This window comes from Marivibrio halodurans (assembly GCF_017963645.1).
GTDB classification, from domain to species: Bacteria; Pseudomonadota; Alphaproteobacteria; order UBA8366; family Aestuariispiraceae; genus Marivibrio; species Marivibrio halodurans.
In genome coordinates, this window is sequence record NZ_JAGMWN010000002.1 from 478,506 (window position 1) to 502,175 (window position 23,670).

Consider the following 23,670-nt stretch of genomic DNA (forward strand, 5'->3'; position numbering starts at 1 on the left):
GGCCCACAGGTTCAACAGGGCAGGGGCCGATTCAGGCGAAACCGCATTCCGCCAGCCATCGCGCCAGACGCCCGGCGGTCACATGCGCGTCGCGGCCCAGCATCATGCCATGGCCGATGCCCGGCAGGATATCCGCACGGCTGCCGAGCGCGCGGCCCGTCGCGCGGACATAGGCGGGCGGGATCAGCGCATCCTTCTCCGCCCCCAGGACCAGGGTCGGGACCAGCCCGGCGATCGCGGCCGCGTCGATCCGCGCGGTGCTGTTGAGTTCAAGCACCGCGCGCCGGCTCTCGCCGTTCATGCGGGCATAGTAGATGGCGGCGGCCCCGTCCGGCGTATCGGGCGTGAAGAGCGCGGTCTTGAGCGTGCGCAGATTGGTGGCGCTCGGATGGCCACCCTGGATTTGGCTGATCTCGTAGAAGAGATTCGGCTGGAAGGTCATCATGCTGAGGCTCGCCCCCCAAAGTCCGCCGGGCGGCACGGAGGCGAGCAATGCCAGCCCCGCCACCCGGGCGGGCCCGGCCTCCTGCAGATAGCGCATGGCGACGAACCCGCCCATGGAATGGCCCACCAGGATCGGCGGCCGGTCCATGTCCGCGATCACGGAGGAGAGATCGCGGACATAATCCGCGATCCCGAATTCGTCGAGTGTCGAGCGCCCACCGCTCTCCCCATGGCCACGGAAGGAGAAAGCGGTGCAATCCCACCCCTGGGTCGCGAAGCCGGGCAGGAAGCTTTCCGACCAGCACCACGCCCCGGCGAAGGCGCCATGAAGGAACAGCAATGGCGTCTCATGCGCCGGCATCCCTTCGGGTGAACGCGCGCGCAGGACCTCCAACCCGATCTCCCCACCTGCATCGGGCATCAGAAGGTCGCTTCCAACTCGTCGATGAAGCGTTCGATGACGCCGAGCCCCTGGTTCCAAAAGGCGGGGTCGGACGCGTCGAGGCCGAAGGGCGCCAGCAGGTCCTTGTGCCGGAGCGTCCCGCCGGCTTCCAGCATCGTCAGATACTTCTTCTGGAAATCCGGATGGCCGCCTTCATAGAGGGCATAGAGAGAGTTCACCAGGCAATCGCCGAAGGCATAGGCATAGACATAGAAAGGCGAATGGATGAAATGCGGGATATAGGCCCAGAAATTGGCGTATTCCGCGCCGAAGCGGAAGGTGTCGCCAAGGCTCTCCCGACTACACTCCATCCAGATTTCGCCGATGCGGTCCGCCGTCAATTCACCGTCGCGCCGGGCGTCGTGGATTCGTCGTTCGAACTCGAAGAAGGCGATCTGGCGCACGACCGTGTTGATCATGTCCTCGATCTTGTTGGCCAGCAGCGCGCGCCGGCGCTTCGGATCCTCCGTCCCGGCCAGCATCGACTGGAAGGTCAGCATCTCGCCGAAGACGGAGGCCGTCTCCGCCAGCGTCAGCGGCGTATCCGCCATCAATTGACCCTGTTTGCCGGCCAGGACCTGATGGACGCCGTGCCCCAGCTCATGGGCCAGCGTCATGACGTCCCGCGCCTTGCCCTTGAAGTTGAGCAGGAGATAGGGATGCGCGCTCGGCACCGTCGGATGGGCGAAGGCGCCGCCGGCCTTGCCCGGGCGCGGGGGGGCGTCGATCCAGCCATTATCGAAGAAGCGCTTGCCCAGATCGGCCATGGCCGGGTCGAAGCGGCCATAGGCGGACAGCACGGTCTCGCGCGCCTGGTCCCATTCGATCGTGCGGTCGTCGTCCTGTGGCGGCGGGGCGAGGCGGTCCCAATAATCCAGTGTCTCCGCTCCCATCCAGCGGGCCTTCAGCTTGTAATAGCGGTGGGAGATGCGGGGATAGGCCTCGCGCACCGACTGGACCAGCGCATCGACCACCTCGTCCTCGACGAAATTGGCGAGGTTGCGGCTGGAAACCGGGCGGGCGAAGCCGCGCCAGCGATCCTCCACTTCCTTGTCCTTGGCCAGCGTATTGGTTATCAGGCTGAAAAGCTGGATGTTCTCCCCCAGCGTCTCGCCGAGGGAGCGGGCGGCGTCGCGGCGCACGCTTCCGTCCGGATCGCTCATCAGGTGGAGGATGTCGGTGTTGGTCAGCATCTCTCCCCGATAGGGAAAGCGCAGTCCCGCCAGGGTCTGGTCGAACAGCCGCGTCCAGGCGCCGCGCCCCGCGACCGCCTTCTCCAGCAGCAGCTTCTCCATCTCGTCGTCGAGTTCGTATCCCCGCATCGCGCGGCTGTCACGGATCCAGGGGCGATAGTGGGCGAGCGCCGGGCTCTCCGCCAGCTTCGCCTCCAAGTCCTCCTCGTCGATCCGGTTGATTTCGAGTTGGAAGAACAGGAGCGTCGAACTGATCGCGTTCAGCCGCTCGATCGTGTTCTGATAGAAGCGTCCGACCTCCGGGTCGGAGACGTCGCCCGCATGCATCAGACCGGCATAGCTGCCGATCCGGCCCATGATCTCCTCGATCCGCTCATATTCCGCGACGGCCCCGGCCAGCGCATTGCCGTCGAGCTCGGCGAGCTTCCCCGCATGCGCCTCCGCGAAACGGCCGGCATCCTTCTCCAGCGCCTCGAAGTCGCGCGCCAGCGCGTCCGAGTCGACACCCGGGTACAGATCGTCCAAATTCCACAGGGGCAAGCCGTTCTCGTCCGTGGGAATTTCGCCGGATGCGGTGGCGGTATCGGGCATGATCCTATATCTCCTGACCTGACGTGCCGGTCGAATATGGTCGAGGGGACCGGGCCCGGCAATGACCGAAACGGTACGCGACCGACGAGGACGCCGGACGAACGGCGCCCATGGACCAGGGATCGAGGAAACGCGCATGATCGATTATGGGGCGCTCCGCACCTTGCCGGAGCTGTTCTTCACCCAAGCCGACCGCTATGACGAGCGGCCCTATCTGATCGCGAAACGGGATGGAGTCTGGCGCGAACAAAGCTGGCGGGAGGTCGAGGCCCGCGTCGCCGGGTTCGCCGCCGCGCTGGACTCCTGGGGACTGGAATCCGGGGACCGGGTCGCCCTGGTGGCGGAGAACCGACCGGAATGGACCATCGCCGACCTCGCCGTCATGGTGGCGGGCGGTGTCACCGTGCCGACCTACACGACCAACACGGTCGAGAACCATGTCCATGTGTTGCGCGATTCCGGCGCGCGGATCGCGATCGTCTCGACCGGTCAACTCGCCCGGCGTCTGTTGCCGGCCTGCGTCGAGGCGGGGATCGACACGGTGATCGCGATGGAGCCGCTCGCCGAGGTGCCGGACAACATTACCGTCCATGATTTCGAAGCCATGGTGGCCCAACACCGGGGCGCCGAGGCGACGGCGCGCGCCCGGGCAAGGGCGGTGGAACCCGCGCGCTCCGACATGGCCTGCATCATCTATACGTCCGGTACCGGCGGCGCGCCGACCGGCGTGATGTTGAGTCATGGCAACATGATCTGCAACGTCATGGGCGCGGATCACTTCCTGCGCACGCTGCCCGGTTTGACGGAAGGGGAGGAAGTCTTCCTTTCCTTCCTGCCTCTCAGCCATTCCTACGAGCATACGGTCGGCCAGTTCATTCCAATGTCGATCGGCGCCCAGGTCTATTACGCGGAAAGCCTGGACCGGCTGGTTCAGAATATCGCGGAGGTGCGGCCGACGATCATGACCGCGGTGCCGCGTCTTTATGAATCGATCCGGGGGCGCGTGCTGCACGGCGCGGCCCAGGCTGGCGGCTTGAAGGAAAAGCTTCTGCACAAGGCCGTGGCGGTCGGAACCCGTCGTCACGACGGTACGATGACGCTATGCGACCGGCTGATCGATCCGGTCCTGACGAAGCTTGTCCGGCGCAAGGTCCAGGACCGTTTCGGCGGCCGGTTGAAGGCCTTCGTCTCCGGCGGGGCGCCGCTGAATCCCGATGTGGGGAAGTTCTTCATCGCGCTCGGGATGCGCGTGCTGCAGGGCTACGGCCAGACGGAAAGCGCGCCCGTCGTCTCCGTCAATCTGCCGCACAACAACAAGCTCGACACCGTCGGCCCGCCGCTTAAGGGCGTGGAGGTCCGTATCGCGGAGGATGGCGAGATCCTGGTGCGCGGCGAGCTCGTCATGCTCGGCTACTGGAACCAGCCTGAGAAATCGGCGGAGACCGTGAAGGACGGCTGGCTCCATACCGGGGATGTGGGCGAGTTGGACGATGAAGGCTATCTTCGCATCACCGACCGCAAGAAGGACATCATCGTCAATTCCGGTGGCGACAACGTCTCCCCCCAGCGGGTCGAGGGGGTGATGGCGCTGGCGCCGGAGATCGGTCAGATCATGGTCCATGGCGACAAGCGCCCGCATCTCGTCGGCCTCGTCGTGCCGGATGCGGAGTGGCTCGGGAACTGGGCGCGGGAGAACGGGAAGTCGAGTGGCGATCTCGCCGAGCTTTCGGACGATCCCGATCTTCACAAGGCGGTCGCGGCGGCGGTCGAGCGTTGCAACAAGGACCTTTCGGTGACCGAGAGGGTGCGCCGCGTGATCCTGGCGGAGGAGCCTTTCAGCGTGGAGAACGCGATGCTTACGCCTTCGATGAAGATCCGGCGCCACGTCATCAAGCAGCACTATCTGGACCGGCTGGAAGCGCTTTACGGGCGGTGAGGGAACGCGCCCGCCGGACCGGCGGCGCGATCCGTGCCCTGGCGTCACGACGCCTTGGCCATGAAAGGCGCGGGGTTCCATGATTTCAAACATTGCCCTTCCCGCGCACGCTCGTTAAAACCGCGCCGGTTCCGTGGGTCCGGAAAGGTCCCGCGCATGCGACGAACACGTGAAAATCGAAGGGGAGCGCCAGATCATGCGCGTCTATTACGACCGCGACGCGGACGTCAATCTGATCAAGTCGAAGAAGGTGCTGATCGTCGGCTATGGCAGCCAGGGTCACGCCCACGCGGCCAACCTGCGCGACAGCGGCGTCAAGGATGTGCGCGTCGCGCTGCGCGAGGGCTCGGCTACCCGCAAGAAGGTGGAGGGTGCCGGCTTTACCTGCATGACCCCGACCGAGGGCGCGAAGTGGGCGGACGTCGTCATGATGCTGACGCCGGACGAACTGCAGGGCGATATCTACAAGGACGAACTGCATGCCAACATGCAGGAAGGCGCCGCGATCGCCTTCGCCCACGGCCTCAACATCCACTTCAACCTGATCGAGCCGCGCGCCGACCTCGACGTCTTCATGGTCGCGCCGAAGGGCCCGGGCCACACCGTGCGTAGCGAGTATCTGCGCGGCGGCGGCGTGCCGACCCTGATCGCGATCAGCCAGGACCCGTCGGGCAATGCGCACGACATCGCGCTGTCCTATGCCTGCGCCAATGGCGGCGGGCGCGCCGGCGTGATCGAGACCAGCTTCCAGGAGGAGGTCGAGACCGACCTGTTCGGCGAGCAGGTCGTGCTGTGCGGCGGTCTGGTGGAACTGATCCGTGGCGGTTTCGAGACGCTGGTCGAGGCCGGCTACGCCCCGGAGATGGCCTATTTCGAGTGTCTGCACGAGGTGAAGCTGATCGTGGATCTGATCTACGAGGGCGGCATCGCCAACATGAACTACTCGATCTCCAACACGGCCGAGTATGGCGAGTACAAGACCGGCCCGCGCATCATCACCGACGAGACCAAGCAGGAGATGCGCCGCGTGCTGGAGGATATCCAGTCCGGCCGCTTCACCCGCGATTGGATGCTGGAGAACAAGGTCAACCAGACCAGCTTCAAGGCGACCCGCCGCCGCAACGCCGCCCATCCGATCGAGGAAGTCGGCGAGAAGCTGCGCGCCATGATGCCTTGGATCGGCGAGAACAAGCTGGTCGACAAGGACAAGAACTGAGCCCCATGGGTTCGACCATCCTTCCTTCGGGCGGGAATGGGAAAGGGGCGCTCCCGCGGGGGAGCGCCCCTTTCTTGCTTATTGATAAGTTTTATTGGTGGCTTTCCCGGATGCGGGCGACGAAGTCGCGAACCTGATCGCGCAGGCGGTCGGACTGGGCGGCCAGACCGTCGGAGGCCTCCTTCACCTCGCCGGCGCTTTGGCCGACCTCGCCGGAGGTTCGTCGCATGCGCTCGATCCCCTCGCGCGCGGTGCCGGCCCCTTCCGCCGCCCGGGCCGCGTTGGCGGAGATTTCCTCGGTCGCCGCGCTCTGCTGCTCCACGGCCGCCGCGATCGCGCCCGCGATATCGTCGATCTGGTCGATCGTCCGCTTGACGCTGGTCATCGCCTCGTCGGCGCCGCGCGCGCCGGTCTGCATCTCCCGGATCTGTCCGGCGATGCGGTCGGTCGCCTTCGATGTCTGCTCGGCCAGCGATTTGACCTCCTGCGCCACGACGGCGAAGCCCTTGCCGGCGTCGCCCGCGCGCGCGGCCTCGATCGTGGCGTTGAGGGCGAGCAGGTTTGTCTGTTCCGCGATATCGGTGATCAGGTCGATGACGCTGCCGATCCGCTCCGCCGATTTGGCGAGGTCGCCGACGGTGGCGCCGGTCCTGTCCACATTGTCGACCGCCTCGCGGGAGATGCGGGAGGCTTCGCCGACCTGCTGACTGATCTCACGGATCGAACTGGAGAGTTCCTGCGACGCGCCGGCCACGACGGTCACGTTGTCGGAGGCGTCGCCGACCGCGGCGGTAGCCGATTGGGTTTGGTCCTCCGCTTCGCGCGCGGCGTTCGCCATGCGGCCGGACGATTCCTGCAATGCCGTGGCCGATTCCGAAACGGCCGCGACCACTTCGCCCACGGTGCGTTCCAATTCCTCCGCGATCCGCTCCAGCGCCGCTTGGCGGGCGCGCGCGGCCTCCTCCTCCGCCTCGCGTTCGAGGCGAAGGCGCTCGGCCTCGGCGGATTGCTGGTCCTCCCGCAGTCGCTTGTTGTCGATCAGCCCCTTGCGGAAGGTCTCGACCGCGCGGGCCATCCTGCCCAGTTCGTCGCCGCGCTTGGCGTAGGGGATCTCGGTCTCCAGCTTGTCGCCGGCGAGCGCGTCGATGGCGCCGGCGAGTCGTGTCACCGGCTTGGCGGCGAGCGCCCGCAGCGCCAGGAAGAGCCAGAGACCGAGGCCGAGCACCAGCGCCGCGAAGACGATCACCACCGTTTCGGTCGTGCGCACCACGGGGGCCAGCATCCTGTCCTCCGGCAAGGCGACCATCAGGCTCCAGTTATCGGCTATTCCCGCCACCGCGATCGGCTCGAACAGCTTGTGCAGGATGGTGTCGAGCCGCTCTGAACGGGTTTCCACGCTGGCCGGCCGGCCAGCTTGAATATCGGGCAGGATATCGGCGAGGCGCGGATCGGTCGCGTCGATCCGGGCTCCGACCTCCGCTCCTTCCGAGTCCGTCACCCAGGTCCCGGCGTTGGAGATGATCGCGGCGTGGCCACTTTCATAGGGCTGGATGTCGCGCATCCGTGCGTTCAGGGAATCAAGGCTGATATCGGCCGTCACGATGCCGACGAACGCGCCCTCGCGCCTGATCGGGACGGAGATCGTGGTGATCAGATGCTCGACCCCGTCGATCGGATAGAAATAGGGTTCGAGCAAACGCGCCTCGCCGCTCCGCTTCACGAGTTGATAGTAGTCGCCGGGGCCCGGCGTGTCGTAGTCGACCAGCGGTTCCACGACGATTTCGCCGCCGGAATAGGCGACATAGGGAATGAAACGTCCGGTGTCGTCGTGGGCGTCCGCGCCGGTGAACCAGGAATCGCGGCCGTCGAAGGCATTCGGTTCCCAGGCGGTGGAAACGCCCAGCAGGTCGGGATTGGCCGCCAGCGCCCCTTTCAGGATGTTGATCACCACCTGCCGGTCGGGCGGCGCGCCGCTGGCGCTCTCGATCGTCGCGCCCTGGATCGCGCCGCGCAGCGCCTCGACCACCCGCTTCACACCGTCGAGGCGCCCGCGCACCATGGCGGCCGCGCGCTGGGATATCTCGTCCCCCTTCTCAAGCGCCAATTCACGCACGACACCACCATTGCGTTCGGCGACGGCATAGCCGGCGGCGGCGAGCCCGAGGGCGAGCGCTAGAAGGACGGGCAATACGATTTTCAGGGTCAGCGGCAAACGGCGCCAGAGGGTCACGATACGTCCTTTCTTCCCAAATATTCCTTAGGCGGGAAGGGGAGATATCGGCCGGGCCCGTTACCGGATCGTGACCCGTACCCCAATGTTGGCATTAAAATTTTGTTGCGGTCCGATGGCGGCACGACGCGATGGCATCACGTGCTTCTCTCCTTATAAAGGGTGATCGAATCAGTTTAATCTTAATAATTGATTTTCTGATGGGGTGAGAGGCGACCATGGGCAAGAATATCGTCATGCTGTTCGACGGTACCGGAAACCGGATCGGCGATGCGGAACGCACCAACATCGTCGACCTGTTCCGGGGATTGGAGCAATCCGAGCGTCAGATCGTCTATTACGATACGGGGGTCGGTACAGCGTCCGGGGCGCGCCATCCGTGGATCGATACAATGGTGAAGACGTTCCGGAAGGCGATGGGGAAGGGCGTGCGCGAGAACGCCCGCCAAGCCTACAGCTTCTTGATGGACAGCTACGAGGAGGGGGACAGGGTTTATCTCCTCGGCTTCAGTCGGGGTGCCTATACCGCGCGTGTCTTCGCCGGCATGGTGAAGAAGATCGGGTTGCTGAAACCGGGAAATTTCCAATTGGTCGAGCCGGCCGCCAATCTTTACTTCCGGAAGGCGGGCAAGGACGAGGTGGAGGTTTTCCGGCGGATCGCGACCCGGAAATGCGACATTCATTTCGTTGGGGTCTTCGATACCGTCGCCTCGATGGGATTCCTCTTCAGGATGAAGTTTTTCCAGGACCGGACATTGCATCCGGAAATCGGGTGCGGTGTTCATGCTGTTTCGCTCGATGAGCGGCGGGCGAAATTCCTGCCGAACCTATGGGATATTCCGGACGATCAATTGGGCCGGCGTGTCGATCAGGTCTGGTTCGCTGGTGTGCATTCCGATGTCGGCGGTTGGTATCGGGAACGTGGCCTGTCGGCTGTCACGCTTCGCTGGATGCTGAAACATGCGCGCAAGGCGGGTCTGATCGTGGGGGAGGTGTTCCTCGCCGAAGTCGATGGGCGCGCCGATGCGGAAGGCCAGCAACACGAGTCCTTCAAATGGTATTGGCGGCTATTGGGGGGTGAGGCGTCTCGGTCGATCCCTGACGGCGCGCGTGTGCATGATTCCGTACGGGTTCGGCGCAACACACCAGGATCGGGTTACGATCCCCCCAATCTTCCGGTCGATTCTGCGCTGGTTTACGTCTCCGATCCCTGATCCGTATCCCGTTTCAGGGCGCCGGCGGCCAGGGTCCGGGCGCGGGGACGCGGCCGGGCGTGCCAGGGCATGGGGCGGCAGGCGTCGATCGCGGCGAGGCCGAGGCGCGCGGTCAGGAAGCCGTTGGCGAGGGCTGCCCCCGCCTTGCCCGACAGGCGGCCCGCGATGCCGACGCCCAGCATATCGCCCAGCGCGTCGTCCGCCGCCTCGATCGCGCCGGCGGACAACATGGCGAAGAAAGCGCGACGCAGCAGCTTCAAGGTCGCGAGCGATCCTGGCCGCCCGCCATAGAGTCGCGCGATCTCCGCCGCGAGCCGGAGGTCGAGCACCAGCGTCACCGCCATGTCCAGCCCCGCGAACGGACTGACCGCCGTGCCCGCCGCCACGCGCCGCACGGCACGCGAGACGGCGGCGGCCGCGCGCCGGTCGATCTCGTCCAGCACCACCTCCTCGAAGACGGGCAGGCGATCGATGGGGTCGGGCAGCCGGGCGACCCGCTCGCGATAGGTGGCCAGGGCCCATTCGCGGGCGGGCATGGGGGCGTAGAGCCGTTCCAGCCGGTCGAGCGCCGCCTCGGCCGCCGGCGGGTCCCCGGCGAGCCCCGCGCGGGCGGTCCCTTGCAGGGTCGCCAGCCGAGTCAATCGGCGTACGCCGCGCCATTCATGGCCAAGCCAAAGCAGCAGCGCCGCGAGCGTCAGGCCGAGCCCGCCGAGCGCCGCCCAATGATACCACGGCCCAAGCGCCAGCACCTCGCGTACCAGCGCCTCGCCAAGCGCGCCGAGGCCCGTCGCCACCAACAGCCCCAGTCCGGCCAGCGCGAGCCGCCCCACCCATCCGCGCCGTCCGCCGCGTTCCACCTCCGACAGGGCGGCACGGTCTTGGATAGATGCCGGGGCGACGCTTTCCGCGAGATTTTCCTGGGCCGTCGCGACATGCAATCCGTCGAGGGAGCGGGTTTCCGGCGCATCCTTGTTCGCGCGCGTCATCGCAGATCCTCACCGATTAGGAACTCCAACGCCCGATCGAGGCGCAGGTGCGGCCAGGCGGCCCCGGCGTCGAGCCCCCCGGGCGGCTGAAAGGCGAGGGGGGCGAAGCTTCGTTCGGCTCCGGCGCGGTGCGCATCGTCCTCGCCACCGCCGATTCGCCCCGGATAGTGGGCGACTTCCTCCGTGCCGTCCATCGGGCGGCCGGCGAGATAGCGGCGCGCCGTCCGGCCGTCGGCCGCGACCTCGCGCGTCGCGCGCAGGCCGGCGAGGCTCAGCACCTCCGTCTCGGCGCCGCCGAAGCGGGCGTGCCGCAAGCTCTTCGACAGGCTGCGGCGCACCAGGTCCTCAAGCGCGGGATGCTGGTCACTGGGCAGGTGATCGGCCTTGCTGCAGGCGAAGAGAATTCGGTCGATGGAGGGGCGCAGGGCACGCGGCAGCCAACCGCGCCCGAGTCGGAGGGCCCGTTGCAGCGCCTCCAGCTCGCGGTCCAGGCGCGCCGTCGCCTCGCCCCCGCGCGCCAGCCCCTCCAGTGCGTCGATCAGCACCAATTGCCGGTCGAGGCGCGCGAAATGCCGGCGGTGAAAGGGGCGCACCACCTCCTGCCGGTAGGCGTCGAAGCGTGCGCGCATCAAGGCGCGCGGGCTCTCCCCCGTCCCGCCCCGTCGGCGGCGCGGCGCGGTGTCCCCGCCGGGCGGGGGAAGTGGCGCGAAGGTCAGGATCGGCGAGCCCTCCAATTCCCCGGGCAGCAGGAAGCGCCCCGGGTGCAGGGCGAGCGCCCGGCCCGCCGCCTCCTGGCGTGCGTGCATGTGGGCGCGGAACAGGGGGGCGAGTTCCATCGCGGTCGCTTCCGCCCCGGGGGTGGGCGTATCCGGATCGACGGCGTCGATCCGCGCGCGCAGAGCCTTGCTCTCCGGCAGGTCGGAGGCGGCGATCTCCTCCATCATGGCGGCCGACCAGCTCTCGAAATCATGGTCGAGGAGGATGAGGTCGAGCAACCATTCGCCGGGATAGTCGAACAGATCGAGATGCAGGATCTCGTCCCCCAGCTTGCCCAGCAGGCCCGGTGGGCGATAGCGGATGGAGAGCCGCAATTCGGCCTGCCGGTTCGTGCTCTCCGGCCAGGTCGGGTGGCCCCCGGCGTCCGGGGCGGTGCCGGTCAGCCGCGCGACGTTCTCCTCGAAGGGGAAGCGGGGCAGGGTCTGGCTCGGCTGCGGGCGCAGCAGCGCCGCGCGGTAGCGTCCCTCTCGCACGGCGGCGAGGCCGTGCAGCCGTTCCGGATGCAACAGCGCCTGGACCAGCGCGGTCAACAGCACCGTCTTGCCGGAGCGGCTGAGGCCGGTGATGCCGAGCCGAACCCTGTGCTCGACCAAGCCGCGCCCGATATCGGAGAGATTGTCGAGGAATCCGGTCACGAATAGTCCGCCGCAGGGTTTTGTCGGTCTTTGGGCGAGGAAGCATGGCGGCCCCTTGGGGCCCTCACCTTGCCGGAGGATGAAGATACAGTCGGATATAGGGGACGTGGCGGCTCCTGCAATGGCGAAGGCCCGCGGGGTCGTGGCGAACCGTTCGCGGACGGGCTAGGATCGGGGGATGATCCCGATCCTTCGATCCGCGCGACCTGGAGAGGCCGACCGCTTGAGCGCGCTCGTGATGCGCTCCAAGGCGTATTGGGGCTATGACGCCGCATTCCTGGAAAAGTGCCTCCCCGCACTGCGCGTGAGCACGGCCATGATCCGCGTCTTCCCGAATCGGGTCGCGGAAATCGACGGGTATCCGGCCGGTTTCGCAATGATCGACAGTAAAGACGATCCGGCCGAGGTGCTTCTTCTTTTTGTCGAACCGTCGGCGATGGGGCGGGGGATCGGCCGCGCGCTTTTTACCTGGTTGGAGACGGAGGCGCGCCGGGCGGGCCGCGCGGCGCTCCGCATCGAGGCCGATCCGGGAGCCGTCCCTTTCTATGAGCGATGCGGCGCCCGGCGGACGGGTGCTTGGGCACCGTCCGAGGCGGATGCCGCGCGATACCTGCCGGTGCTCGTTCGGTCGTTGCGCGGAGACTTGGGCGGCGTGTTGCCGGACGGGCCCGGAAGCCGCCAAATCCGTGGAAATCTATAGGAGAAAACGATTGCCCGAAGGATTGAATCGGCGTAAATCCAAGAGTGCGAGCGTTTCCCCGGTTACCGCGTCGCGACGCGCCACGGATTGGCCAAATTTCCGATGCAATACTTCGAGGCGCCGCCGGGAAATTCTTCGCGGTTAAGTCTTCGTCAATAATTTCCGGACAAAATCGTTCGGTTGGTTGGCGAGGGGGCTTGCCTTTGGCGACCGGACTCGCGACAAGCGGGCTGGCGCGCCGGGTCTTGAGTGGGGGAATTCGTCCGCATGCGTGAGCGGATCGCCGGAGCCGACCCGGCCAACGTGATAGCGCCGGTCCGATCCCGGGACGGTGGTCGCGCTGGGCCGGCTTCGTGTCCGGACCATGCGTGGCGAGGGGGCTTCGACGGCCGCGCGTGGGGCGCGCCTCACGCGGACCGATAGGGGCGTTCGGGGTGTCGGGGTGCGGTCTGACGCGTCATCGGGCGCGTGGTGGGCGGCGGGCCGGCAGCGGTACCATGACCAGTGATTTCGGAGGCTGAACGCCAACCATGTTTTCGCGTCTTCTCGGTTTTCTCTCCGCTGACATGGCCATCGATCTCGGGACGGCGAACACGCTCGTCTACGTCAAGGGGCGGGGGATCGTGCTGAACGAGCCCTCCGTCGTCGCGATCGTCGAGGTCAAGGGCAAGAAGCAGGTGCTCGCGGTCGGCGACGAGGCGAAGATGATGCTCGGCCGCACGCCCGGCAACATCCAGGCCATTCGCCCGTTGCGGGACGGCGTCATCGCCGATTTCGAGGTGGCGGAGGAAATGATCAAGCACTTCATCCGCAAGGTGCATAACCGGCGCAGCTTCGCCAGTCCTCAGGTCATCGTCTGTGTTCCCTCCGGCTCCACCGCGGTGGAGCGGCGCGCGATTCAGGAATCGGCGGAAAGCGCGGGCGCGCGCCGGGTTTTCCTGATCGAGGAGCCGATGGCCGCCGCGATCGGCGCGCAGCTTCCGGTGACGGAGCCGACGGGTTCCATGGTCGTCGATATCGGCGGCGGCACGACAGAGGTCGCGGTGCTCTCGCTCGGCGGCATCGTCTATTCGCGCTCGGTCCGCGTCGGTGGCGACAAGATGGACGAGGCGATCATCGCCTACATCCGCCGGAATCATAACCTGCTGGTCGGCGAGGGGTCGGCCGAACGGATCAAGAAGCAGATCGGCTCCGCCTGTCCGCCGGACGAGGGCGACGGCATGTCGATGGAAATCAAGGGCCGCGACCTGATGAACGGCGTGCCGAAGGAACTGGTCATCACCGAGCGTCAGATCGCCGAGAGCCTGGCGGAGCCCGTCGGCGCGATCATCGAGGCGGTCAAGGTCGCGCTGGAACAGACGCCGCCCGAACTGGCGGCGGATATTGTCGACAAGGGTATCGTCCTGACCGGTGGTGGCGGCATGTTGCGCAATCTGGATTACGTTCTGCGGCACAATACCGGCTTGCCGGTCTCGATCGCCGATGACGCGCTCTCCTGCGTCGCCCTCGGCACCGGGCGGTGCTTGGAGGAGATGCGGACGCTGAAGAATGTTTTGATCAGCATGTACTGACGGCACGGATATTGCTCACCACATCTTGTGTTTGGCGACAGGGTGGTGACGGGTCGTCAACGGGCATTGGGGAGGGCCCGCTCAGGGTCTCTGAACGGCAGTGAACGAAAGGTCGGGAACCGCGCTCAGACTAGCTCAGCCGTTGCGCTCCTTGGCGCAGCGCTCGGCGTTTCTTCTGCTTCTTTTGGGGGCGGTGGGGTTGATGCTTTGGGGCAAGACCGACCCGCAAATCTTCGAGCGCGCGCGAACCGCCGTCACCGACGTGACGGCTCCCCTGATGGATGTGATCTCCCGGCCGGCCACGACGGCGGAGACACTGGTCGAGGAAGGGCGCGATCTTCTGCGTATTCGCGCGGAGAATGAGCGGCTGCAACTCGCCAACGAGCGGCTTCTGCAGTGGGAGGCGGTCGCCCGCCGGCTCGAACATGAAAACGAGCAACTGCGCCAGCTGCTGAATTTCCGTCGGGCCGACGCGCAGCGCTACATCACCGGGCGGGTGATCGGCTTTGGCGGCTCCTTCGTTCGTGCCCTCTTGATCAATGTCGGCGGCGAGCGCGGGGTCGCGAAGGGGCAGGCGGCGGTCTCCGGCGAGGGGCTGCTCGGCCGCGTCGCCGAGGTGGGGGAACGCTCGTCCCGGGTTTTGCTGATCACCGATCTCAACAGCCGGATTCCGGTGGTGATCGAGGAAACGCGGGTTCGCGCCATCCTGGCGGGCGATAATACCAGCCAACCGCGCCTGATCTATCTCTCGGCCAACTCGGATCTGGAGGCGGGGCAGCGGGTGGTGACCTCCGGTCATGGCGGGGCTTTCCCGCCGGGTGTCCCGGTCGGGCGGGTCAGCGCGGTCGGTGATGCCGGCGTGCGCGTCATTCCGTTCGCGGACCCGGATCGGTTGGAGTTCGTCGAGTTGATGGATTTCGGCTTGGGCGGCATCCTGGACGAGGAACGCATGGCCCGCGAGCCGAAGACCCTGACGGGCCTGCCCGAGGCGCAGGAGCCCGAGGAAATAGAGGCGGCGGGAAGTGCGCCGGGCACTGCCGGCGTGCCGACCGGGACGGGGGCGGCGGCGTCCTCCCCACCGGTGATGCCGTCGCCGGTGACGTCGGCGACGGCACCACCGCCACCCGTCGCCGAGTGATCGCGAATGCGGCCGGCCATCGGCCGTCGCGTGTTCGTGTCGCCGTTTGAGGCCCGATACCAATGTTGGTGAAGCAAGGACCCTGGACCAAGCTCGACAATTTCGCGCGGTCATTGATGCCCGTGCTGATCACGCTTGCCCTGATCCTGCTTTCCGTCATGCCGACGAAGATCCCCGGCTGGAGCCATATCGCGCCGGCCCTGGTCCTGATGAGCGTCTATTATTGGGGCATCCATCGGCCGGACCTGCTGCCGGCGGCGGCGATCTTCGCGCTTGGGCTCGGGCTCGATCTGCTGGGTGGTTCGCCGATCGGCGTGCATGCCTTCACCTTTCTGATCGCCTATGGGCTGGTCGTCTCGCAACGGCGGTTCTTCCATGCCAAGAGCTTCGGGGTCGTGTGGTGGGGCTTCATGCTGGTCGCCGCCGGTATTCTGACACTGGAATGGCTGATCATGTCCCTGTTGGTCAGTGGCGGGCCGATCGATCCGCGTCCGGCCCTGTTCTCGCTAATGTTGACGGCGGTGATTTATCCGGCGGTCGCGACGATCTTCATCGCGGCGCATCGGGTCCTGCCGCTTCCGGACCATTGAGCGCGGGGGAGGGACATCCGTCATGAAGCCGGAAAAGACTCGCTCCAAGCTCTTCAACCGCCGGGCGGCGCTGCTGCTCGGGGGGAAGATCCTGTTGCTGGGTGGGCTTGGCACTCGGCTCTATTATCTGCAGGTGGTCGAGAGCGAACGCTATAAGGTCCTGGCCGAGGAGAATCGGGTCAATTTCCGCCTCCTGCCGCCACCGCGCGGGTTCATCACGGACCGCAACGGCGACTATCTGGCGATCAATATCCAGAATTATAGGCTCGTCCTCGTGCCGGAACAGGCGAACAACGCCGACGGGGTCGAGGCGACGCTGCTCAAGCTCTCGCATCTGATCGATCTCAGCGAACATGACGTGAAGCGCGTGCTACGGGAAACCTCGCGCCGGCGTGCCTTCGTGCCGATCACGGTGCGCGAGAACCTGTCCTGGGAGGAGGTTAGCCGGCTCGGCGTCAACACGCCGGAGCTACCGGGCGTCAATATCGATGTCGGGCAGACCCGCCATTATCCCTATGGCCGGAACATGGCGCATGTCATCGGTTATGTGGCCGCGGTCTCGGAGAAGGAATTGCAGAACAGCGACGACCCGTTGCTGGAACTGCCCGGCTTCCGAATCGGCAAGAACGGGGTCGAGAAGGAATATGATATCGCGCTGCGCGGTACGGCCGGCACCAGCCAGGTGGAGGTCAACGCGCTCGGCCGGGTCATCCGCGAATTGCGCCGGCAGGAAGGTCAGCCGGGCCACGAGGTGCGGCTTACCCTCGACATGCGCCTTCAGGATTTCATCGGTGAGCGGGTAAAGGACGAGAAGGCGGCGGCCGTCACCGTCATGGACGTCCATACCGGCGCGATGCTGGGCCTCGTTTCCACCCCGTCCTATGATCCGAACGCTTTCAGCGAGGGGTTGCGGACGGAGGAATGGCGCGACCTCGTCAACAATCCGCATCATCCGCTCACCAACAAGGCGATCGCGGGTCAATACGCGCCGGGCTCGACCTATAAGATGACCGTCGCCCTCGCGGCGATGGAGGCCGGCATCAGCCCGGAACATTCGGTCTTCTGCCCCGGGCACATGGAACTCGGCGACCGGCGGTTCCATTGCTGGAAGCGCTGGGGCCACGGCCATATGGATATGACGGAGGCGTTGGCGCAGAGTTGCGACGTCTGGTTCTATGATGTCGCGCGGCGCATCGGCGTCGACCGGATCGCCGCCATGGCCAAGCGTCTCGGCTTCGGGGACCCGACCGGTATCGATCTGGCGGGCGAGCGGCCGGGCCTGATTCCGACCAAGGCATGGAAGCGCGCGACCCTCGGCCAACCCTGGCATATGGGGGAATCCCTGGTGATTGGTATCGGCCAGGGTTATGTGCTGACCACGCCGTTGCAACTCGCCGTTTCCACCGCCCGGATGGTCAATGGCGGCAAGGCGGTTCGGCCGCATTTGGCCATGCGCCGGATCGACGGCAACACGGTCGAACCGCGCGTCCACGATCCCTTCCCCGATCTGGGCATTCCGAAGGGGCATCTGAACATCGTGCGGCGCGGCATGGAAGCGGTGGTCAATGGAGAGCGCGGCACGGCCCGCGCCTCGCGCTTGCGCGATACCGAGATGGAGATGGGGGGCAAGACCGGTACCAGCCAGGTTCGCCGCATCTCCAAGGCGGAGCGCGACGCGGGCATTCGAAGCGGCGAGGATATCGCCTGGCGGCTGCGTGATCACGCCCTCTTCGTCGGCTACGCGCCGGCGCATGATCCGCGTTATGTGGTCTCCGTCGTGGTGGAGCATGGCGGCGGCGGCTCGACCGCGGCCGCGCCGATCGCCCGCGACGTGTTGGAGGAGGTGCTGCGGATCGAGGCGCGTACGGTCTCCGACGCGGGCGACCTGCCCGACGATGACGGCAGCGACCGGGTCAAGGCGGACGACGCGAAGACGGAAGGAACGGGCTGATGCGGGTCAGGCACGGGGAACTGCGCGCGCCGGAACTGACGCTCGGGCAGAAATTCTGGCAGGTGAACTGGGGGCTGTTGCTGCTCGTTTCGGCCTGCGCGGGTGTCGGGCTCGCCATGCTCTTCTCCGCCGCCAACGGCGATTGGGACCCCTGGGCGTCGCGCCACGCGGTGCGTTTCGGCATGGGGGTCGGGATCATGCTGCTGGTGGCGCTGATCGATATCCGGCTGTGGATGCGCTACGCCTATCTGATCTACACGATCGCCCTCTTGCTGCTTCTCGCGGTCGAGGTGGCGGGGACGATCGGTATGGGCGCGCAGCGTTGGATCGATCTCAAGTTCTTTCAGCTCCAACCGTCCGAGGTGATGAAGATCGCCCTGGTCTTGGCTCTCGCGCGTTATTTCCATACGCTCAATTTCGAGGATATCGGACGGGTCGGCTATCTGCTGACGCCGGCGCTGATGGTGGCGGCGCCGGTCATCCTGATCCTGCGGCAACCCGATCTCGGAACCGCCGTGATGCTGGCGGTCGGCTCCGCGGTGCTGTTCTTCCTGGCGGGCGTGCGCTTGTGGAAATTCATCCTGGTCGGGCTCGCGGCCATGGGCTCCGTTCCGATCGCCTGGAACTTCCTGCATGACTATCAGAAGAAGCGTATCCTGACCTTCCTCGACCCGGAGAAGGACCCGCTCGGCAGCGGCTATCATATTCTGCAGTCGAAGATCGCCATGGGGTCGGGCGGGATGATGGGCAAGGGCTTCATCCGGGGGACGCAAAGCCATCTCAATTTCCTGCCGGAAAAGCAGACGGATTTCATCTTCACCATGTTGGCGGAGGAATTCGGTCTCATGGGCGGGCTCGCGCTGATGGCGCTCTATGCGCTGATCATGGTCTATGGCTTTGGCATCGCCGTGCGCGCGCGCAGCCAGTTCGCCCGTCTCGTCGGCATGGGGGTGACGACGACCTTCTCGCTCTATGTCTTCATCAATATCGCCATGGTGATGGGGGTGATCCCGGTGGTCGGCGTGCCGCTGCCGCTCGTCTCCTATGGCGGCACGGCGATGCTGACGGTGATGATCGGTTTCGGCCTGCTGATGAATGTCTATGTCCATCGCGACACCCGGATCGGCCGGCGCTGGTCGGATCACGGATGACGGCCCGGCGGTTTTCCCGCCACCGCGCGCCGGATATGCTCCGTTTCCTGTAAGGGGCGACGGATAAGGGAGAGAGCGATGGCGGAGCATGCGGAGACCGTCGAGAAGGCAGGGTTCTGCTGCCTGTGCCGGTCGCGCTGCGGCGCCGTGTTCGAGGTCTCCGGCGGCCGTCTTATCAAGGCGAAACCGGCCCCCGACCATCCCACGGGCAAGGCGCTCTGCGTCAAGGGAAAGGCGGCGCCGGAGATCGCGCACAGCCCGGAGCGCATGCTCCATCCCATGCGCCGGACCACGCCGAAAACGGACCCCGACCCCGGCTGGGAGCGCGTCTCCTGGGAAGAGGCGATGCGCGATATCGCGGCCCGGTTGGGCGCGATCCGCGAGGCGTCGGGGGCGGAAGCGGTCGGTTTCGGCGTCACCACGCCGAGCGGCACGCCGATCAGCGACTCGATCGAATGGATCGAACGCTTCATCCGCCTCTTCGGCAGCCCCAACACGGTATATGGGACAGAGATATGTAATTGGCACAAGGATCACGCGCACCGCTTTACCTATGGCAGCGGGATCCTCTATCCCGACCACGCCAATGCGGACGCGATCCTGCTCTGGGGCTTCAATCCGAGCGCCGTCTGGCTCGATCAGGCGACCCAGATCGCGGCCGCGCGCGGCGCACGGATCGTCGCGGTCGATCCCCGCCGCACGGGCTATGCCCGCCGGGCGGACCCGTGGCTGCGCGTGCGGCCGGGAACCGACGGGGCGCTCGCCATGGGCCTCGCCCATATCCTGATCGAGCGGGAGGCATTCGATGCCGCCTTCATCCGGCGCTGGAGCAACGGGACGCTGCTCGTGCGGACCGATACCGGCCGCTTCCTGCGCGAGGCGGAGGTGAGGGGACGGGACGGCGCGACCCGTCTGGTCGCGCGGCGCGGGAATGGCGCTCTCGTCTTCTACGATCCCGAAACCCGCTGTTTCGACGCGGACCCCGATACGGATACGGACGGGCTTGCCCTGCGGGGTACCGTGCGGATCGACCTCGCCGGTGCCGGACCGGTCGCGTGCCGTCCGGCCTTCGACCTCTTTGCCGAGGCCTGCGCCACGTATGAACCCGCCGTGGTGGCGGCGCGGACCTCCGTGCCGGAGGCCGACCTGATGGCGGCGGCGGAGACACTGATCGCCGCGCGGCGCGTCGCCTATTACTGTTGGTCCGGCGTGGGGCAGCATCGCGACGCGACCCAGACGGATCGGGCGATCGCGCTGCTGATGGCCCTCAAGGGCGGCTATGACAGCCCCGGCGGCAATGTCGCCTTCACCAAGCACCCGCTCAATCCGGCGACCGATTTCACGCAATTCCCCGAAGGCCAGATCGAGAAGGCGCTGGGCTATGCGGAGCGTCCGTTGGGACCGCCTTCGCAAGGCTGGGTACGGGCGGCGGAGATTTATCGCGCCATCCTGGAGGGCTCGCCCTATCCCATCCGGGCGATGGTGGTTTTCGGCGCGAACATGGCGGTCTCGCAAGGGGATACCGACCGGGCCGTCGAGGCGTTTCGCGCGCTTGATTTCCATGTCCATTGCGACAGCGTGGAAACGCCGACAGCGCGCTTCGCCGATTACTTCCTGCCCGTCAACACGCCCTGGGAGCGGGAGGCTCTGCGCAATGGTTTCGAGGTGACCCAGGAGGCGGAGAGCCTGATCCAGCTTCGCCAGCCCATGATCCCGCCGGCGGGCGAATCGCGCTCCGACACCGAAATCGTGTTCGATCTCGCCACGCGCCTCGGTATGGGGCAAGCCTTCTTCGGCGGGGATATCGACAAGGCCCGTGCCTGGCAGCTCGAGCCCGTCGGCCTCTCCCTGGCGGACTTGCGGGCCCGGCCGGAAGGAATCCGGCGCGATCTCGCCTATCGTCCGCGCAAATACGCCGAATCGCGCGGGGAAGGCGTCACCGGTTTCGCGACACCGACGGGGCTGGTGGAAATCTATTCGCAGCGCCTACGGGATCATGGTCATGCGCCGATGCCGGCTTTCCCGGCGCCGGCCGATTCCGAGGCGGCGGCCTATCCGCTCCTGTTGACGACGGCGAAGAGCCCCTATTACTGCCATTCGCAGCAGCGCCATATCGCATCCCTGCGCCGACGCAAGCCCACGCCGACGGTGACGCTGCATCCCGACACCGCCGAGGCCGAGGGCCTCGCCCCCGGCGACCGGGCGTGGGTCGAGACCGCGCATGGCCGCATCCGCCTCGCGGTGGAGACCGACGGGACCCTCGATCCCGGGGTGGCCGTCGCCGATTACGGGTGGTGGCAGGGGAACGAGGCGCTGGGCCTGCCGGCCCATGATCCCTTCTCGGAGGAGGGCGCCAATTATAACCGCCTGATCTCGGCCGGGGCGGCCGACCCGATCAGCGGGTCCGTCCCGCACCGCTCCACCCGCGCCCGCGTCTCGGCCGAGCGCGGCGATGGAGAATAGAGGGCGGACGATCCGTCATCTCAAGGGTTGGCAAGCCAATCCCGAGCGGCTATATACCCGCCCGCCGCCGGGCCCTGCCGGGCGGCGCTTGGCCGGGTTCCCTCGCGTTTTCCGGCCGGACATGGGGGCCGTTAGCTCAGTTGGTAGAGCGGGTGACTCTTAATCACTAGGTCATAGGTTCGAGTCCTATACGGCCCACCACTCCTTCCGGGGAGGTACGAAGAGAGGCGACAAGCCGCAGTGGCTCTGAGATTGGGGCGGTTCGATACCCCTCGTTTCGGCAGTAGGCGATGCGCTCTGTGAAGAGCATGCGAAGCACGATTCTTTGCAGCTCGTACCGGCCCGAAGCCCACAGTTTGTGCGGGTTTGCCAAGACGGTGCAGGCGGTTCGATACAGATCGTCGAACTTGCCTTGCATCGGGCTGGCATTCTTCGCCGTGTCCTCCAAGAACAGCCGCCGCCGATCCAACGCCGCGATCTGCTTTTCATAGGCGCTGATCACCGCCGGGTTGGTGGCCTCCATGATGCGTTCGACCAGCTTCCCGGTCTTGGCTTCAATCGCCGGGATTTCCGCGCGGGCCTCATCGGCCGTTTGCCGTGACAGGGTTGTCATCTGGCCCCAGCGCTGAATGAACATGCTCTTCACCATGGCGAAGACGCGCGGCGCGGGCGTGATGGATTTCAGGAGGGTTTCGAACTCCCCTTCGATCTTCTCGCGCCGCACCGACTTGCCCTTCATCTCGCAATGACGGTTCTGGCAGGTATAATACGGATAATGGGTGTTGCGCCCCTTGCTCCATGCCGCCGTGAGGTTATTGCCGCAGCAGGCGCAGGCGATGAAGCCACGCAGCGGAAAATCATGGTTCAGGTCTTGGCGCGCGGGCGCATGGGCGTTGCCCGCGAGGCGGTCTTGAATCTTCCGCCATGTCTTGAGGCTGATCAACGGCTCATGCTTGCCCGGATGCATGGAGATGCCCCACTTGGGCACATTCATGTAGCCCGCATAGATCGGATTGAGCAGCGCATTCTTCGCCATCTGGCGCGATAGGCCATACCGCCCGCGCCGCTTGGTCTCAGGAAAGCCGTTGATGAAGCGCGCCACTTCCGAGGTGGTCTGGAACCTCCCGGCGGCGAAGCCCTCAAGCGCCTCCTTCATCACCGGCGCGATGGCTTCATGAGGCACCAGCATCTTGCCGCCATCCTTCGCCTTGGCATAGCGATAGCCCAGAATGGTGCCGAAACAGTAATAGCCGCGCTCCACACGGACGCGCATTTTCTGCGTCACCTGCCGTCCATTCTGCTCGCGCTCAAGCTGGCCTTGCGCGGCGGCGATGGTCTCGAAAAACAGGCCCTCGGGGCTATCCTCGAAATTGTAATTGAGGCACTCGCGCACCGCGCCGCGCTCATACATGATGCGTCGCAGGCGCAGATGGAACTCGGTATCGCGGGCATAGCGCTTGAGATCATCGAAGATCACCACGAAACGCTCATCGGGCCGCGCGTCGAGATAGGCGAGCAAGGCCACCATGCCGGGGCGGTTGATGAAATCGCCTTTGCCGGTGATATCATCGGGAAAGATCGCTTCCACCTCGTAGCCCTTGGCCTCGGCATATTGGCGGCAGCGGTATTCCTGGCTGTCCAGTCCGTTGCCATTCGTATCCTGCTTCCTGTCCGAGACGCGGCAATAGATGACCGCCTTGCGCGGCGGCTCGGGGTTCATAATCAGATGGTTCATGTCTCCTCTCTTTCTGCGCGGCCATCCTCGGTGGCGGCGCGCGGTTCTGGATGGTTTTCCTGCAAATAGGCCCTGAGCGATTCTACCCCGGATTCAGAATCAGGGGGCGGCCTCAAGCCCTGACCGCCGGGTTTTCCACAAGAATTTTGGGTCTGCTGGAGCGGGTGCATGTTGAAGCCGAGCGCTACGAACTCGCACACGATATTCCAGACGAGGGTGATGTATTCCGCCTTCTCCTCCTCGCTCCAATCGGCATCGTCGAGGAAGTGCATGAACTCCGAGGCGTCGAATTCGAGAGAAGGATAGGCGGAGGATGCGGGCGGATCGGCGGCCCCGTCGGTGGCCCCGTCGGCGGCCTTGGCGTTGAAATGATCCGTATCGTGTTTGTCGCGCATGGCGTCCTCCTTCTCTCAAATCTCTTTCGTCTCTTCGCGCCTCCTTTCCCTGCACCGCGACAAGAACATTAAGAGAACACTTATACGGGAACGAGAACTAAATTGCAATCATAAATAGGAATGTATTCTCTTTCCGTTGCCCCGGCAGAAGCGTGGCCGGGACGGCGGCATGAAACGCGGTGCTTTGAAAGAGATGCGCAGAAACGCGGCGCGTATCAACGCGCGCCGCGCCAAACTACGCAGAATTGGAAGGAGAGCGGCGGGCGGTATTAGCTAAGCGCTTGAAAGCGCTGATAAAGCGAAAACAGGAAA

At 65.8% G+C, this 23,670-nt stretch carries 17 protein-coding genes and 1 tRNA gene; 11 read left to right on the forward strand and 7 right to left on the reverse strand.

Annotated features, from left to right (window positions below; all coding sequences use genetic code 11):
- Positions 1–31: 31 nt before the first annotated feature.
- Together KAJ83_RS06615 and KAJ83_RS06620 are read right to left on the reverse strand one after the other, a co-directional pair.
- On the reverse strand, positions 32–865 hold the full coding sequence (locus KAJ83_RS06615) for an alpha/beta hydrolase (RefSeq protein ID WP_210681234.1): 834 nt from the start codon (positions 863–865) through the stop codon (positions 32–34).
- On the reverse strand, positions 865–2,670 hold the full coding sequence (locus tag KAJ83_RS06620) for a M3 family oligoendopeptidase (protein WP_210681235.1): 1,806 nt from the start codon (positions 2,668–2,670) through the stop codon (positions 865–867). Before KAJ83_RS06620 ends, KAJ83_RS06615 begins: the two co-directional genes overlap by 1 nt.
- Before the next feature lie 136 nt (positions 2,671–2,806).
- Between KAJ83_RS06620 and KAJ83_RS06625 the strand changes: the two genes are divergently transcribed.
- On the forward strand, positions 2,807–4,606 hold the full coding sequence (locus KAJ83_RS06625; RefSeq protein WP_210681236.1) for an AMP-dependent synthetase/ligase: 1,800 nt from the start codon (positions 2,807–2,809) through the stop codon (positions 4,604–4,606).
- A gap of 196 nt (positions 4,607–4,802) precedes the next feature.
- Positions 4,803–5,822, forward strand: coding sequence for a ketol-acid reductoisomerase (gene ilvC / locus KAJ83_RS06630; protein WP_210681295.1), 1,020 nt, complete (start codon positions 4,803–4,805; stop codon positions 5,820–5,822).
- A 91-nt stretch (positions 5,823–5,913) separates the two neighbouring features.
- Here the strand turns inward: ilvC and KAJ83_RS06635 are convergent, their stop codons facing one another.
- Positions 5,914–8,052, reverse strand: coding sequence for a methyl-accepting chemotaxis protein (locus KAJ83_RS06635; RefSeq protein ID WP_210681237.1), 2,139 nt, complete (start codon positions 8,050–8,052; stop codon positions 5,914–5,916).
- 218 nt (positions 8,053–8,270) lie between these two features.
- Here KAJ83_RS06635 and KAJ83_RS06640 point away from each other — a divergent pair, with 218 nt between their 5' ends.
- Complete coding sequence (locus KAJ83_RS06640; protein WP_210681238.1) at positions 8,271–9,266, forward strand: DUF2235 domain-containing protein; 996 nt, start codon at positions 8,271–8,273, stop codon at positions 9,264–9,266.
- On the opposite strand, the gene KAJ83_RS06645 is transcribed toward KAJ83_RS06640, so the two are convergent.
- Positions 9,248–10,252, reverse strand: coding sequence for a TIGR01620 family protein (locus tag KAJ83_RS06645; protein ID WP_210681239.1), 1,005 nt, complete (start codon positions 10,250–10,252; stop codon positions 9,248–9,250). The genes KAJ83_RS06640 and KAJ83_RS06645 overlap by 19 nt on opposite strands.
- Positions 10,249–11,664, reverse strand: coding sequence for a YcjX family protein (locus KAJ83_RS06650; protein WP_210681240.1), 1,416 nt, complete (start codon positions 11,662–11,664; stop codon positions 10,249–10,251). Before KAJ83_RS06650 ends, KAJ83_RS06645 begins: the two co-directional genes overlap by 4 nt.
- Positions 11,665–11,842: 178 nt before the next feature.
- On the opposite strand from KAJ83_RS06650, the gene KAJ83_RS06655 reads away from it, so the two are divergent.
- The 8 genes from KAJ83_RS06655 to KAJ83_RS06690 all read left to right on the forward strand — a co-directional run bounded on the left by KAJ83_RS06655 (position 11,843) and on the right by KAJ83_RS06690 (position 21,429).
- Complete coding sequence (locus KAJ83_RS06655; RefSeq protein ID WP_210681241.1) at positions 11,843–12,364, forward strand: GNAT family N-acetyltransferase; 522 nt, start codon at positions 11,843–11,845, stop codon at positions 12,362–12,364.
- A gap of 530 nt (positions 12,365–12,894) precedes the next feature.
- Positions 12,895–13,935 carry a rod shape-determining protein gene (locus KAJ83_RS06660; RefSeq protein ID WP_210681242.1) on the forward strand — a complete coding sequence of 347 codons (1,041 nt, stop codon included), beginning with the start codon at positions 12,895–12,897 and terminating at the stop codon, positions 13,933–13,935.
- A gap of 100 nt (positions 13,936–14,035) precedes the next feature.
- Entirely contained in the window at positions 14,036–15,073 is a 1,038-nt protein-coding gene (mreC, locus tag KAJ83_RS06665) for a rod shape-determining protein MreC (protein WP_210681243.1), read from the forward strand.
- A 62-nt stretch (positions 15,074–15,135) separates the two neighbouring features.
- Entirely contained in the window at positions 15,136–15,663 is a 528-nt protein-coding gene (gene mreD / locus KAJ83_RS06670; protein WP_210681244.1) for a rod shape-determining protein MreD, read from the forward strand.
- A gap of 22 nt (positions 15,664–15,685) precedes the next feature.
- Positions 15,686–17,614 carry a penicillin-binding protein 2 gene (gene mrdA, locus KAJ83_RS06675; RefSeq protein WP_210681245.1) on the forward strand — a complete coding sequence of 643 codons (1,929 nt, stop codon included), beginning with the start codon at positions 15,686–15,688 and terminating at the stop codon, positions 17,612–17,614.
- A complete protein-coding gene (gene rodA / locus KAJ83_RS06680; RefSeq protein ID WP_210681246.1) occupies positions 17,614–18,765 on the forward strand; it encodes a rod shape-determining protein RodA in 1,152 nt (383 codons plus the stop codon). The genes mrdA and rodA overlap by 1 nt, the downstream gene beginning before the upstream one ends.
- A 78-nt stretch (positions 18,766–18,843) precedes the next feature.
- A complete protein-coding gene (locus tag KAJ83_RS06685; protein WP_210681247.1) occupies positions 18,844–21,228 on the forward strand; it encodes a molybdopterin-containing oxidoreductase family protein in 2,385 nt (794 codons plus the stop codon).
- Between the two features lie 125 nt (positions 21,229–21,353).
- Positions 21,354–21,429, forward strand: a tRNA-Lys gene (locus KAJ83_RS06690).
- On the opposite strand, the gene KAJ83_RS06695 is transcribed toward KAJ83_RS06690, so the two are convergent.
- Complete coding sequence (locus KAJ83_RS06695) at positions 21,395–22,963, reverse strand: recombinase family protein (RefSeq protein WP_210681248.1); 1,569 nt, start codon at positions 22,961–22,963, stop codon at positions 21,395–21,397. The genes KAJ83_RS06690 and KAJ83_RS06695 overlap by 35 nt on opposite strands.
- Complete coding sequence (locus KAJ83_RS06700) at positions 22,960–23,358, reverse strand: hypothetical protein (protein WP_210681249.1); 399 nt, start codon at positions 23,356–23,358, stop codon at positions 22,960–22,962. The genes KAJ83_RS06695 and KAJ83_RS06700 overlap by 4 nt, the downstream gene beginning before the upstream one ends.
- Positions 23,359–23,670: the final 312 nt, after the last annotated feature.

Coding starts and splice junctions, on each gene's coding strand:
- KAJ83_RS06645 (WP_210681239.1), bottom strand. CDS start 10,252: ATGACGCGCGCGAACAAGGATGCGCCGGAAACCCGCTCCCTCGACGGA.
- KAJ83_RS06625 (WP_210681236.1), top strand. CDS start 2,807: ATGATCGATTATGGGGCGCTCCGCACCTTGCCGGAGCTGTTCTTCACC.
- KAJ83_RS06640 (WP_210681238.1), top strand. CDS start 8,271: ATGGGCAAGAATATCGTCATGCTGTTCGACGGTACCGGAAACCGGATC.
- KAJ83_RS06660 (WP_210681242.1), top strand. CDS start 12,895: ATGTTTTCGCGTCTTCTCGGTTTTCTCTCCGCTGACATGGCCATCGAT.
- KAJ83_RS06695 (WP_210681248.1), bottom strand. CDS start 22,963: ATGAACCATCTGATTATGAACCCCGAGCCGCCGCGCAAGGCGGTCATC.
- KAJ83_RS06620 (WP_210681235.1), bottom strand. CDS start 2,670: ATGCCCGATACCGCCACCGCATCCGGCGAAATTCCCACGGACGAGAAC.
- ilvC (WP_210681295.1), top strand. CDS start 4,803: ATGCGCGTCTATTACGACCGCGACGCGGACGTCAATCTGATCAAGTCG.
- rodA (WP_210681246.1), top strand. CDS start 17,614: ATGCGGGTCAGGCACGGGGAACTGCGCGCGCCGGAACTGACGCTCGGG.
- mreD (WP_210681244.1), top strand. CDS start 15,136: ATGTTGGTGAAGCAAGGACCCTGGACCAAGCTCGACAATTTCGCGCGG.
- KAJ83_RS06655 (WP_210681241.1), top strand. CDS start 11,843: ATGATCCCGATCCTTCGATCCGCGCGACCTGGAGAGGCCGACCGCTTG.
- KAJ83_RS06685 (WP_210681247.1), top strand. CDS start 18,844: ATGGCGGAGCATGCGGAGACCGTCGAGAAGGCAGGGTTCTGCTGCCTG.
- KAJ83_RS06615 (WP_210681234.1), bottom strand. CDS start 865: ATGCCCGATGCAGGTGGGGAGATCGGGTTGGAGGTCCTGCGCGCGCGT.
- mrdA (WP_210681245.1), top strand. CDS start 15,686: ATGAAGCCGGAAAAGACTCGCTCCAAGCTCTTCAACCGCCGGGCGGCG.
- KAJ83_RS06700 (WP_210681249.1), bottom strand. CDS start 23,358: ATGCGCGACAAACACGATACGGATCATTTCAACGCCAAGGCCGCCGAC.